The organism is Streptomyces sp. RK62 (assembly GCF_018070255.1).
Taxonomy (GTDB): Bacteria; Actinomycetota; Actinomycetes; order Streptomycetales; family Streptomycetaceae; genus Streptomyces; species Streptomyces nigra.
In genome coordinates this window covers 75163-87603 of sequence record NZ_JAGPYD010000005.1, presented here as the reverse complement: position 1 = coordinate 87603, position 12441 = coordinate 75163, and the positions used below count along the sequence as shown (strand labels likewise).

The following is a 12441-nucleotide window of genomic DNA, read 5'->3' as shown; positions in this document are numbered from 1 at the left end:
GTGAAAAGCGCGCAGGGTGTGCGTGAGTAGGGTGACGCCATGTACATGCAGGGGCGCGGGCTCAGATCCGTAGTGCTGGCGGTGGCGGTCGTGGTGAGCCTGATCGGCTTGTCGTCGGGTTGTGCCTCCGGGGACCACGACGACGCCGGCAGTGCGTCGAGCACTGCCTCGGATGGCGGCACGAAGAAGCCGAGCGCGAGCAGCGGCGCCAGCGCGCGTCCCGCCCAGGCCTCCCCCAGTTCCACGCCCTCGGCGTCCCCCTCCCCTGAGGACACCCGGCCCCTCAAAGACGCGACGGCCGTACTCGTGAGCTGCGCGAGCCCTCAGGACCCGCGCGCCACCGTGAAGGTCAGCAATCCGAACACGCGCGACGGCTCCTTCGCCGTGAAGATCGGTTTTCTGGATGCGAGCGGCTTCGAGATGGTGAAGACCCGCGATCCGGTGTGGGCGGCCGCCGGGAAGACCGGGACCTACCGGGTGCGCGTCACCACTGCCGGGGTCGTGGACCACATCGCCCGGTGCGTGGTCGAGCCGCGGGCGGCCTGGGTCGGTCACTGACGGTTTCCCGTGCAGGTGGCGCCGCTCGACCTTCAAGATCATTGCCCGTTCTCAGCACACCGCTCGTTCGGTGAGTACCGTCACGACAGGAGGGCACCCTGCACCGAGGCGGGGGCCTTACCGTCGGCGGAGGGCGAGCGCGATGACGGACCGCGTCCTTACGATCGGGCACTCGACCCGCGCGTTCGACGAGGTGGTCGGCATGCTGCGCGGCAACGGCGTCACCTGTCTGGTCGACGTCCGGTCGTTCCCGTCGTCCAGGAAGCATCCGCAGTGGAACCAGGCGGCCGTCGTCGAGGCGCTGCCGTCCGACATCGGTTACCGGTGGATCCGTGAGCTGGGTGGCCGTCGGCACACGCCGGCCGGGGTGCCGAGCCCCAATGGCGCGTGGCGGGTCAAGGCCTTCCGTGACTACGCCCCGACCACATGGCCACGGAGACGTTCGCCCAGGGGCTCGGCGAGCTGCTGGAGCTGGCCGCGCACGAGCGGCCCGCGATCATGTGCAGCGAGGCGGTGCCGTGGCGCTGTCATCGGCGGCTGATCACGGACGCGCTGCTGGTCGCCGGTGTGGAGGTCCTGCACATCATGTCGGCCACGACGGTCACCCCGGCCGTCCTGAGTCCCCACGCCCAGGTCGTTGACGGCACGCTGGTCTATCCCCCGCCCCGCTGACCCCCGAGACACACGTGGCCCATTTGCGGGCGGCCGGGTGTGCGCGCCATGCGGGCGGGGAACCGGGGAACCTGTTCGGCCGGGCGGTGCGAGAGGACTCCATGTGACAGCGTCGGCGTCAGCGGCGGGCGACCGGGACCCAGGTGGCGGTACGGACGCGTACGAGCCCGATCCACGGCGGTGGCGGGCGCTGTGGGTCACCCTGGTGGCGGGGTTCATGAGCCTGCTGGACGTCACGATCGTGGCGGTGGCCCTGCCCACCGTGCAGCGCGATCTGCACGCCTCCCCCGCTCAGGTGCAGTGGGTGGTGTCGGGGTACACGCTCACGTTCGCGCTCGCCCTCGTCACCGCCGGGCGGCTCGGCGACGCCCTGGACCGGCGCCGTATCTTCCTGATGGCGTTGTGCGGCTTCGTCCTCTGCAGCGCGGCCTGTGGCGCCGCTCCGAACATCACGCTGCTGGTCGTGGCCCGTCTCGCCCAGGGTCTGGCGGCCGGTTTCATGGCGCCGCAGAACTCCGCGCTGATCCAGCAGATGTTCCGGGGCGCCGAACGCGGGCGCGCCTTCGGGTACTTCGGGGCGACCGTCGGCATCTCCTCGGCGTCAGGCCCGCTCATCGGCGGCATGATCCTCGCGCTCGCCGACGGCCCGCAGGGGTGGCGGTGGATCTTCTACGTCAACGTCCCCATCGGCGTCCTCGCCGTCCTGCTCGGGCGCCGGCTGCTGCCGCGCACCCGGCGCTCCGGGCGGGGGCATGTGGACGTGCCGGGGGTGCTGCTCCTGGGGCTCGGCGTCCTGGCCGTCATGTATCCGCTGGTCCAGGCGGAGGCGGGCGGGCTGGGCCGGCTGTGGTGGCTGTTCCTCGTCGGCGCCGTGATCCTCGTGGCCTTCGTCCGCTGGCAGTACCACCTCGTTGCCCATGAGACCCGGCCGCTGCTCGACCCACGGCTGTTCACCACCGTGCGCGGCTACGCCGTGGGCGCCGGTGTCGGCACGCTGTACTTCATCGGCTTCAGCGGGGTCTGGCTGGTCTTCGCCCTCTTCTACCAGGACGGCCGGCACTTCTCGCCGTTGGAGTCCGGGCTGGCCGTGACCCCGTTCGCGCTCGGTTCGGCGGGGGCCGCCGTGATCGCGGGGCGACTGGTGGACCGGTTCGGGCGGCTGCTGACCGTGTGCGGGCTGGCTGGGGTGATCTGCGGTCTCGGCGGAGCCGCGCTACTGCTGCGGTTCGCGCCCCTCGACATCGCTCCCTGGATCGCCGCCCCCGTGCTGTTCCTCGGCGGTATCGCCGGGGGTTTCGTGGTGTCGCCGAACATCACGATGACCCTGCGGGACGTGCCGGTGCACATGGCCGGAGCGGCCGGGGGCGCGCTGCAGACCGGGCAGCGGCTCGGTGCGGCGGTGGGTACGGCCGCCCTGCCCGGCCTCTTCTACCTGGTGCTCGGCAACGGCGGCGACTACCAGAACGCGCTGGTCGTGGCCCTCGGCACCGGCATCGTCGGCATGCTGGCCTCGCTCGCCCTGGCCATGTACGACTGGGTGCGCGACCGGCGTGCGCGGGCGGCGCACCGGAAGTGCCCGGAGGAGGTCGCGAACAGCCCGGTGCACTCCCGGCTGTACTGACCGTCCCGACCCTGTGAGCCGGTAGCGGGGCGGCCGGCGCCCCTCGTCCGTACCGCCCGGGTCAGACAACGGCGAGCCGGTCCACCAGGAGCTCGATCCTGCGTTCGGTGTCCTCGGGCGGGAGCCGTCGCGCCCTGGTCAGGGTGGCCAGTCCGTGCAGGGAGGCCCAGAACGTCTCGGTGAACAGGCCCGGGTGGACGCCGTCGCCCGCGACCTCGGCGAGGGTCTCCAGCAGGGCGGCGAAGGCGTCCTTGAGCTCGTCGGGAGTGTCCTCCTGGGCGAAGGCCAGGCCCCCGTCGAGGTGGAACAGGGCGTCGTAGACCGCCGGGTTGCGGTCGGCGAAGTCGAGGTAGGCGCGGGCGAGCGCGGCGACCCGCTCGCGCGTGCCCTCGACGGCGGACGTGGCGGCCCGTACCGCCACGGCCATCTCGGCGGCCCCCTGCCGGGCGACGGCGCCGATGATCTCGCGTTTGCCGCGGAAGTGGCTGTAGAGGACGGGCTGGCTGTACTCGATGCGCTCGGCGAGCCGGCGGGTGGTGACCGCGTCCCACCCCTGCTGCTCGGCGAGTTCACGGGCCGTCGCCACGATCAGGCGCTCGCGCTGCGCCCGCTCGCGTTCCTTGCGTTCCTTGACCGACATGACTCGGATCCTAGCACCGCTAGACATTCAAGCGGCAGCAGGTCTAGCGTTGACTCATCAGCTAGCAATGCTAGAAATGAGGAGAGGCCGTCATGCTCAGTGCGCTCGAAGTGGTCACCACCGTGGTCGTCGGGCTGATGGTGGGGGTGGAGTTCGCCGTCGCCTTCGTCATGAACCCGATCTTCAACGCCCTCCCGGAGGACAGCGGCCAGCTCGGCCGGGCCCATGGCGGCCGGATGCTCGGTGCCGTGATGCCGTTCTGGTACATCGGCTCGCTCGCGCTCACCGCGATCCTTGCGGCGGCCGAATGGCACGACGACGGCACCGCGCTCCTGGTCGTCGCCGGTGCGCTGCTCATCGTCAGCGTGGTCATGTCGATCGTGCTGCTCGTCCCGATCAACAACCGGGGCAAGACATGGACGCCGGAGAACCGGCCCGCGGACTGGAAGGAGCAGACGAACCGCTGGAACCGCTACCACTACGTCCGGGTCGCCGTCATCATCGCCGCCTTCACGCTGCTGGTCGCCGCCCTCGTCTGAGGCCGACGGCGGACAGCCCTGGTGCCCAACGGGCATCCGACGCCGAGCGGTTGCCCCCAGGCTTTCCACACCGCAAGGGTGGTGCTACCCCCTCCCCCGCCTGGGGGGCGACCGCCATTCCGGCACCGGAGAACGGCCCGGATACTCCTCTGCATGACCTATCCCACGGTGATTCCGGCAGACCCGACCACGCAACGGCAACAGGACGAACGACGCGACGGCAGCGACTTCTCCGAATTGTCACGCCGGATAACCGAGGCCGGACTTCTCCGGCGCCGCCCGGTGTATTACACGGTGCGTTTCGGCGCGGTGGCCGCCGCCCTCACCGGAAGCATCGCCGCCTTTTTCGCCCTGGGAGATTCGTGGAGCCAACTCCTGGTCGCCGTCGCCCTGGCCGTCGTCTTCGGGCAACTCGGACTGGCCGCCCACGATCTCGCCCACCGCCAGGTCTTCTCCCGCCGGCAGCCGAGCGAGGTGGGCGGCTTCCTCGTCGCCGACCTGCTGCTCGGCATGAGCTACGGGTGGTGGATGAACAAGCACACCCGGCACCACGCGAACCCGAACCACGAGGGCAAGGACCCCGACGTGGCACCGGACATCCTCGTCTGGTCACGCCGCCAGGCCGACAAGGCGCAGGGCCTGCCCCGTTTCGTCGGAAGGCATCAGGCCGTCCTCTTCTTTCCCCTGCTGACCCTGGAGGGGCTGAACCTGAGCTTCAGCAGCTTCCGGGCGCTGCGGACGCGGTCGGTGAAACGTCCCCTGCTCGAAGGGACGCTCCTGGTGGCTCATTTCGGGCTGTATTTCGGCGCCATTTTCTCCGTCCTCTCTCCCGCTAAGGCGCTGGCGTTCATCGCGGTCCACCAGGGTCTGTTCGGCATCTATCTCGGGTCGGTGTTCGCGCCCAACCACAAGGGCATGCCGATGATCGAGGAGGGGACCCGGCTGGACTTCCTGCGCCGGCAGGTCCTCACGTCACGCAACGTCCGCGGCGGCGCCCTCGTCGACGTCTTCATGGGCGGGCTCAACTACCAGATCGAGCACCACCTCTTCCCGAGCATGCCCACCCCGGCGCTCGGCCGTGCCCAGGTCATCACCGAGCGGTACTGCGCCGAGTTGGGCATCCCGTACCACCAGACCGGGCTGATCGCCTCGCATCGGGAGGCGCTGCGCCACCTGCGGAGCGTCGGGGAACCCCTGCGGTCCGCGCGGCGCTGACGCGAGGCTTTTCCGGTGAAGGACCGCTCATCCACGGGTGGGCGGCCCGACCCTCGTATCTCTCCCGCCACACAGGGTTTTCCCTATGTCCCCTGGCGTGGCGGGGAGTTGGTCGAGTAGCTTCCGGCGCACATCTGTCTCACAGGGGAGTGCGCATGCGCAAGGCGCTCAGATGGCTGCTGGCGCTCACGGTGCTCATAGGCACACTGAGTACGGCCGGGGCGGCCACCGCCGCCGGGCCGGAGTCCGGCACCGCTGACATCAAGGAGAGGCTGCTCTCGATCCCGGGCATGAGCCTGATCGAGGAGAAGCCGTACACCGGGTACCGCTTCTTCGTCCTCAACTACACCCAGCCCGTCGACCACCGCAGGCCCTCCAAGGGGACGTTCCAGCAGCGGATCACCGTGCTGCACAAGGACACCGCGCGGCCGACCGTGTTCTACACCGGCGGCTACAGCGTCTCGACGACGCCGCGTCGCGCGGAGCCGACCCAGATCGTCGACGGCAACCAGGTCTCCATGGAGTACCGCTTCTTCACGCCGTCCCGGCCCGAGCCGGCCGACTGGTCGAAGCTGGACATCTGGCAGGCCGCCAGCGACCAGCACCGCATCTTCACGGCGCTCAAGAAGGTCTACAGCAAGAACTGGATCTCCACGGGCGGTTCGAAGGGCGGCATGACCGCCACCTACTACGAGCGTTTCTACCCCAAGGACATGGACGGCGTCGTCGCCTACGTCGCCCCCAACGACGTGGTGAACAAGGAGGACTCGGCCTACGACCGCTTCTTCCTGAACGTCGGCACCAAGGAGTGCCGTGACCGGCTGAACGGCGTGCAGCGCGAGGCGCTGGTGCGCCGGGAGCCGCTGGAGAAGAAGTACGCCGCCTACGCCACCGAGAACGGCTACACCTTCGACACCGTCGGCAGCCTGGACCGGGCCTTCGAGGCCGTCGTCCTGGACTACGTGTGGGGCTTCTGGCAGTACAGCACCGTCGCCGACTGCGCGGACATCCCGGCGGACGCCAGGAACGCCACGGACGACGAGATCTGGAACTCCGTCGACACGATCTCCGGGTTCTCGTTCTACACGGACCAGGGCCTGAGCCCGTACACGCCGTACTACTACCAGGCCGGTACGCAGCTGGGCGCGCCGACCATCCACTTCCCGCACATCGAGAAGAAGTACGTCCGCTACGGCTACCAGCCGCCGCGCAACTTCGTGCCGCGCTCCATCGACATGAAGTTCCAGCCGAACGCCATGCGGGACGTCGACTCCTGGGTCCGCGACAACGCCCGGCACATGCTGTTCGTGTACGGACAGAACGACCCGTGGGGTGCCGAGCCGTTCCGCCTCGGCAAGGGCGCGCGTGACGCGTACGTGTTCACCGCTCCCGGCATGAACCACGGCGCGAACGTCGCCGGTCTGGTCGACAAGGAGAAGGCGCTGGCCACCGCCCGCATCCTCGACTGGGCGGACGTCACCCCGACCGCCGTGCAGGCCGACCCGGCGGCGGCGAAGCCGCTGGCGAAGTTCGACGCGAAGCTCGACAAGCGGGACGTCGAGCGGCAGCGGGCGCTGCGTCCGTAAGGCGCGAGCCGCCACAGGCGAGGGCCGTGGACCGTGGGCGCGAGAGCCCGCGGTCCACGGCCCTTCCGCGTCCGTGCCGTCACCGGGCGCGGGCCACCCAGACCGTGCGCTCGGTGCGGACCGCGAGATCGGTGCGGTGCAGCAGGCTGTTCGGGCCGTCGGTGTCCAGGAGTTCATCGAGTGCGGCGAGATCCTCGGGGACGAGTCCGGGGGCGGCGGCGCCGCGGAGGCGCCGCAGACCGCCGTGCGCGTAGCGGCCGACCGCCTCACCACCCCCTCCTTCGAAGGTGAGCGTGCGCTCGTCCTCGACGGTGAAGCCGGCGGCGGTCAGCATCGGCCCCCAGTCGGCACCCCGGTGCGGGAGGTGCTCGGCGTGGTGGCCGTCGATCGCGGCGTGGGCACGCTCCTCCAGCCCGGGCCGGTTCTCCGGGGCGTCGGCGGGCAGGAAGCGGGGGAATCCGGCGAGTTCGACGACGGCGAACAGACCGCCGGGGGCGAGCAGTTCACGGACGCGGCGCAGTACGCGGTCGGGGTGGGCCATGTGGTGCAGCGAGGCGGAGGCCCACACGAGGTCCGGTGTGCCGAGGTCGGGCCAGTCGTCGCCGTCGAGGTCGGCCTGCACGGTCCGTACCCGCCCGTCGACCCCACGGGCGCACGCCTTCTCGCGGAGCAGCCGGAGGTGCCCGGCCGAGGTGTCGACGGCGGTGACCTGTGCGTCGGGGAAGCGGTCGAGGAGGGCGAAGGTGCCGGCGCCGGTGCCGCATCCGAGATCCACGATCCGGCGCGGTTCGCTCCTTAGGGGCAGCCGGGCGGTGATGTCCGCCGTGTGCTCGGCGAACACCTCGGCGTCGAGGTCGAGGATCTCGGCTTGGTCGCTGTCGCTGTGCTGGTGAGGGTGAGCCATGGACACGACCGTAAAGTCGTCATGCGCTGACCGGAAGGCAGCTTGCCAGATATGCAAGAAGCCAGCCCCAGCCGCTGCTCGCCGCGCAAGGTCGCGCCCCGTGCCGGATGTCCGTCAGTCGGCATCCGAGGCGTCGGCGGCGGTGTCTCTCTGATGACCCCGGCGGGCGTCCCGGTCGAAGATGCCGAGGATCTCGCACGGTCCGCCCTCGGCGCCGATGGCGTGCGGCATCATCGTCGGGAACTCGGCGGCCTGGTTGGTCTCGACGCGGTAGCGCCGGTTGCCGAGCATGAGGACGGCCGTTCCGGAGAGGACCACGAGCCATTCGCGGCCGGGGTGCGCGCGCATCCGGGACGGGTTGTCCGGCGGGGGCTGGGTCATCCGCTGACGCATCACGCTCATTCCGGGATCACCTTTGACGGGCCAGCGCATGGAGCCGTGAGTGGCGTCGATCATCGGGCTGATGACGACGTCGTCGGCGGCGTTCTCCACGAGCTGGTCCAGGGTGGTGTCCAGGGCGCGGGCGAGGGTGACCAGCTGGTCCAGGGCGAGGCGGCGCTGACCGTTCTCGATACGGCTCAGTGAGGACTGGCTGAGGTTGGCGCGGGTGGCCAGTTCCTCCAGCGACCAGCCCTGGGCGACCCGCAGGGCGCGGATGCGTTTGCGTACGAGGCTGTCGAGCTGCCCGTCCTCTTGCGTCATGGGCAACAGCGTATGCCCCCTTCGCAATGCGGGTCGACCGGCGACAGTACGTGCACGAGGGGGTCGTGACCCTGCGCGGGCCGGTCCGCACACCGCGCTGGTCCCGATCGCCGTACGGCCGGCGCGGGCCGTCGAAGGGGTCGTGGACATCGACCCGCAGCTCACCGGTGCCCCGACTGCCGTCCGACGGTTCACCCGGTGGGCGCGAGCGCCGCCACCCGTGCGCCCAGCGAGGCGGAGAACTGGTCGGTCGCGTGGGCCAGGGCCTTCGCCGTGTCGGGGGCGACGACCACCGTGCCGTCCTCCCCCACGGTGATGTCCTTGTCGAGGGTGAACCAGCCCGGCACGATGTGCGCCGCGCCCATCGAGTTGAGCACCGGGCGCAGCGCGTAGTCGATGGCGAGCACATGGGCCGTGCTGCCGCCCGTGGCGAGCGGCAGCACCGTCTTGCCGGTGAGCGCGTACTGGGGCAGCAGGTCGAGCAGGGACTTCAGCAGGCCGGAGTAGGCGGCCTTGTAGACGGGGGTGCCGATGACGACACCGTCCGCCTGCTCGAAGAGCGCGGTGGCCTCGACGATGGCGGGGTGGTGGAAGTCGGCCGTGAGGAGGGGTTCGGCGGGCAGGGTGCGCACGTCCAGGGGGATGACGTCGTGGCCGTGGCCACGGAGGCGGTCGTCGAGGTGGCGGAGCAGCCGGCCGGTGCGGGAGGTGGCGGAGGGGCTGCCGGAGACGGAGAGGATGGTGGCCATGGGAAGACCTTCCGGGCTAGGGGGTCGTGCTCGACCAAGGGGAGTCGGGGAGAGGTGAGGGGGCTCCTCACCAGGCGCTGGTCTCCACGGTGACGAGGGGCACCAGGTCTTCCCGGAGCGTCTCCAGGAAGGTGACGACCTCGGCGGCGACCGAGCGGTGCTGGAGGTCGTTGAGGACGTCGTGATGGGCGCCGCGTACGACCGAGAGGCGGGCCCGGCCCAGCGACTTGGCGGTGCGGTGGAGTTCGTCGCGGTCGGCGAGCGGGTCGGCGTCGCCGGTGAGGATCAGGGTGGGGACGGCCAGGTCGGCGTCGAGGGCGGCGGTGAGCAGGGGCTCGGGCACGGTGTCGTTGAGGGCGCCCCGGCGGACCTGGGAGTCGTCGGTCAGGGTGCGCCGGTGGGCGGGGCACGAGGTGCGGACGTCGAGCTCGCCGTCCCAGGAGTCCACGTCGGTGGCTTCGGTGGCGGTACGGCCGGGGAGGCCGGCCAGGACGACCGCGTCCGCGTGCGGAGCGTCGGCCGGTGTGTTCCGTCCGAGGAGGGCGGCGACGAGGGCGGCGCCCGTGTCGCTGCCGACCACGACGACGGGACGCACGATTCCGTCGTCGGTGGCCGTGCCGTCGGCCGCCGCGCCGAGCTGGGCGGCGAGGCGGTCGAGGGTGCCCGTCAGGTCGTCGGCGTCGAGTTCCGGGGCGTCGAGGACACGGACGCGGTAGGCGTCGGCTGCGAGGCGGCGGCCGAAGCGGTCGTAGGTGGTCCGGGTCTCGCCGCGGCCCGGTACGACGAGGACGGTGCCGCGGGTGCGCAGGCCCTCGGGGGCGAAGTGGTCGGTGTACTCGGGCATGTCAGGCTCCTGTGGGGACGGGGCGCGGCGCGGGCTTCCAGCCCAGGGCGGGGGCCACTTCGGTCGCGATGAGTTCGAGGGCGCGCACGGCGGCGTCGTGGTCGGGGACGGCGGGGTTGAACTGCGTGATGAGGTCTGTCGCGACGGGCAGCACCCGCTCCTTGCCGAAGGCGGCGACGATCTCGTCCGGGTGGCCGTGGAAGGCGTGGAAGCGGCGCAGTGCTTCGTCGGCGTCCAGGCCGGCGGGGAAGGCGCCGTTCCCCGCCATGCGCAGGGCCGCTTGGTGGACGTCGTCGCGGATGTGGGCGAGCGCGGTGCGCCGGTCCTTGGCCGGGAAGACGAACCGGGACAGTCCGATGCGCGGGCGGCGCGGCCGGTCCCAGGCGTCCAGGTAGGCGTCCGCCCAGGGGCGTTGGACCTCGTCGGTGGGGGCGTCGTAGCCGTAGGCGGCCCGGTTGAGCAGCAGGTTGGAGCCGCCGGACGCGGCGTGGGCCGCTCCTTCGGCGCTGAAGACGCCCTGCCAGATCCGGTCGGTGAAGTCCCCGGGCGCCGGCTGGACACGGAAGTCGGGGGTGCGCACCTCCTCCCCGGCGAGCGCCCGGCGCAGCAGGTCCAGGCTCTCGGTGGTGAGTTCGCGTTTGCGGGTGACGTCGCGGCCGAACGCGGCGTACTCCGCGGGGCTGGCGCCGCTGCCCACGCCGAGTTCGACGCGGCCGCCGCTGAGGGTGTCGACGGTGGCGACGTCCTCGGCGAGGCGGACGGGGTCCTCCAGGGGCAGGACGGTGATGGCGGTGCCGAGCCGGATGCGGGTGGTCCGGGCGGCGGCGTGGGCGAGGAACGTCCACGGCGAGGAGAGTCCGCCTCCGCCGAGGGGGACGTGGTGCTGGGCGACCCAGCCGACGTCGAAGCCGAGTTCGTCGGCGACGACGAAGAGGTCCTGCGCGTTGCGGTAGGTGCGGGCCAGGTCGTCGCCGCGGCCCTGGACATGGGTGAGGAAGCCGAGTCGGAAGCGGGGCGTCGTCGCGTCGGTCATGGGTGACCGCCTCTCGTGGGAAGGTTCCTCACTCGGCTTCCCGTTCCCGGGTGTGGCGGTTGGCGGGGATCGGCAGGCCGAGGTTGCCGCGCAGGGTGTCGGCCTCGTACGCGGTGCGGAACAGGTCGCGCTTCTGCAGGAGCGGGACGACGCCGTCGACGAACAGCTCGAGTTCGTCGTTGGTGCGGAAGGCGAGGTTGATGCCGTCGAAGGTGCCGGCCTGGAACCACTGCTCGATGGTGTCGGCGACGGTCTGGGGCGAGCCGACGAACGGGGAGTTGCGGAACTCGTTGACGCTCTCGGCGACCTGGCGAAGCGTCAGCTTCTGTTCCCGCGCCCGCGCGATGATCTTCGCGGCGCCGGTCCGGCCGCCCTTCTGGGCGAGGTGGGCGACGTCCGGGAAGGGTGCGTCCAGGTCGTGCACGCTGAAGTCGTAGGCGCCGAAGGACCGGCCGAGCAGGGCGAGGTTGCGGTCGAAGTCGTTGTCCTCCTCGAAGATCTCCCGCTCGCGGCGGCGGGCGGCCTCGTCGGTGGCGGCGACGACCGGTCCGCCGTGGATGAAGATCTTGATGTGCTCGGGGTCGCGGCCGTAGGCGGCGGTGCGCCGCTTGATGTCGGTGTAGTACTCCTGGGCCTGTTCGAGGGTGCCGCCCGGCGCGTAGATGCCCTCGGCGACCTGGGCGGCGAGGTCGCGGCCCTCCTCGGAGACGCCGGCCTGGAAGATGACCGGCTGGCCCTGCGGGGAGCGGGAGAGGTTGAGCGGTCCGGCGACCTTGAAGTGCTCCCCCTCGTGGTCCAGCGCGTGCAGCCTGGACGGGTCGAGGAAGACGTTCCGCTCGACGTCGGCGGGGAACGCGTCGTCCTCGTAGGAGTCCCACAGGCCTCGGGCGACCTGCACGAACTCCAGGGCGCGGCCGTAGCGGGTGGCGTAGTCCAGGTGCTCGTCGAGGCCGAAGTTCTTCGACGTACCGGTGTCGAAGCTGGTGACCACGTTCCAGCCGGCGCGTCCGCCGCTGATGTGGTCGAGCGAGGCGAACCGGCGGGCCAGGTTGAACGGCGAGTTGTACGTCGAGCTGGCGGTGCCGACGAGGCCGATGTGCCGGGTGTGGGTGGCGACCGCCGACAGCAGGGTCAGCGGCTCCAGGCGGTTGAGGTAGTGGTGCGGGTAGGTGGCGTTGATGAACTGGCTGTCGACGATGAACAGGGCGTCGAACAGGGCGTGTTCGGCGGCCTGCGCCTGCTGGATGTAGTAGTTGATGTCGATGCTCGCGTTCTTCGCGACACGCGGGTCCTTCCACAGGCCGTGCTGGCCGGGGCCGCCGACGCCGTAGGGGTGCAGGGCGAGGTGGATCTTGCGGGACATGTGGGTTCCTGTCTG

The 12441-nt window shown here is 71.0% G+C and carries 12 protein-coding genes and 1 pseudogene; 6 read left to right on the top strand and 7 right to left on the bottom strand.

What is annotated here, in order from left to right; translation table 11 throughout:
* Positions 1–39: 39 nt before the first annotated feature.
* From KBY32_RS11290 to KBY32_RS11280, 3 genes and pseudogenes are all read left to right on the top strand, one after another.
* On the top strand, positions 40–558 hold the full coding sequence (locus KBY32_RS11290; protein ID WP_210979816.1) for a hypothetical protein: 519 nt from the start codon (positions 40–42) through the stop codon (positions 556–558).
* A 142-nt stretch (positions 559–700) separates the two neighbouring features.
* Positions 701–1230 (top strand): annotated as a pseudogene (locus KBY32_RS11285) (DUF488 domain-containing protein).
* A 103-nt stretch (positions 1231–1333) separates the two neighbouring features.
* Entirely contained in the window at positions 1334–2851 is a 1518-nt protein-coding gene (locus KBY32_RS11280; protein WP_210979815.1) for an MFS transporter, read from the top strand.
* A gap of 61 nt (positions 2852–2912) precedes the next feature.
* On the opposite strand, the gene KBY32_RS11275 is transcribed toward KBY32_RS11280, so the two are convergent.
* Entirely contained in the window at positions 2913–3491 is a 579-nt protein-coding gene (locus KBY32_RS11275) for a TetR/AcrR family transcriptional regulator (RefSeq protein ID WP_210979814.1), read from the bottom strand.
* Positions 3492–3583: 92 nt separating this feature from the next.
* Between KBY32_RS11275 and KBY32_RS11270 the strand changes: the two genes are divergently transcribed.
* The 3 genes from KBY32_RS11270 (at position 3584) to KBY32_RS11260 (ending at position 6831) form a co-directional block, all read left to right on the top strand.
* Positions 3584–4030 carry a DUF1772 domain-containing protein gene (locus tag KBY32_RS11270; protein WP_055620349.1) on the top strand — a complete coding sequence of 149 codons (447 nt, stop codon included), beginning with the start codon at positions 3584–3586 and terminating at the stop codon, positions 4028–4030.
* A gap of 153 nt (positions 4031–4183) precedes the next feature.
* Complete coding sequence (locus KBY32_RS11265) at positions 4184–5245, top strand: acyl-CoA desaturase (RefSeq protein ID WP_210979813.1); 1062 nt, start codon at positions 4184–4186, stop codon at positions 5243–5245.
* Positions 5246–5400: 155 nt separating this feature from the next.
* Positions 5401–6831 carry a S28 family serine protease gene (locus KBY32_RS11260; protein ID WP_210979812.1) on the top strand — a complete coding sequence of 477 codons (1431 nt, stop codon included), beginning with the start codon at positions 5401–5403 and terminating at the stop codon, positions 6829–6831.
* A gap of 79 nt (positions 6832–6910) precedes the next feature.
* Here the strand turns inward: KBY32_RS11260 and KBY32_RS11255 are convergent, their stop codons facing one another.
* The 6 genes from KBY32_RS11255 to KBY32_RS11230 form a co-directional block, all read right to left on the bottom strand.
* Positions 6911–7735, bottom strand: a complete 825-nt coding sequence (locus KBY32_RS11255) for a trans-aconitate 2-methyltransferase (protein ID WP_210979811.1) — start codon at positions 7733–7735, stop codon at positions 6911–6913.
* Positions 7736–7849: 114 nt separating this feature from the next.
* Complete coding sequence (locus KBY32_RS11250; RefSeq protein WP_210979810.1) at positions 7850–8437, bottom strand: XRE family transcriptional regulator; 588 nt, start codon at positions 8435–8437, stop codon at positions 7850–7852.
* A 191-nt stretch (positions 8438–8628) separates the two neighbouring features.
* Complete coding sequence (gene ssuE / locus KBY32_RS11245; RefSeq protein ID WP_210979809.1) at positions 8629–9186, bottom strand: NADPH-dependent FMN reductase; 558 nt, start codon at positions 9184–9186, stop codon at positions 8629–8631.
* Positions 9187–9253: 67 nt separating this feature from the next.
* On the bottom strand, positions 9254–10030 hold the full coding sequence (locus tag KBY32_RS11240) for an alpha/beta hydrolase (protein ID WP_210979808.1): 777 nt from the start codon (positions 10028–10030) through the stop codon (positions 9254–9256).
* 1 nt (position 10031) lies between these two features.
* Positions 10032–11063, bottom strand: a complete 1032-nt coding sequence (locus tag KBY32_RS11235) for an LLM class flavin-dependent oxidoreductase (protein WP_210979807.1) — start codon at positions 11061–11063, stop codon at positions 10032–10034.
* 28 nt (positions 11064–11091) lie between these two features.
* The gene (locus KBY32_RS11230) at positions 11092–12426 is read right to left on the bottom strand and encodes an NtaA/DmoA family FMN-dependent monooxygenase (RefSeq protein WP_210979806.1); all 1335 of its coding nucleotides are present in this window, start codon (positions 12424–12426) and stop codon (positions 11092–11094) included.
* Between the last annotated feature and the right edge of the window lie 15 nt (positions 12427–12441).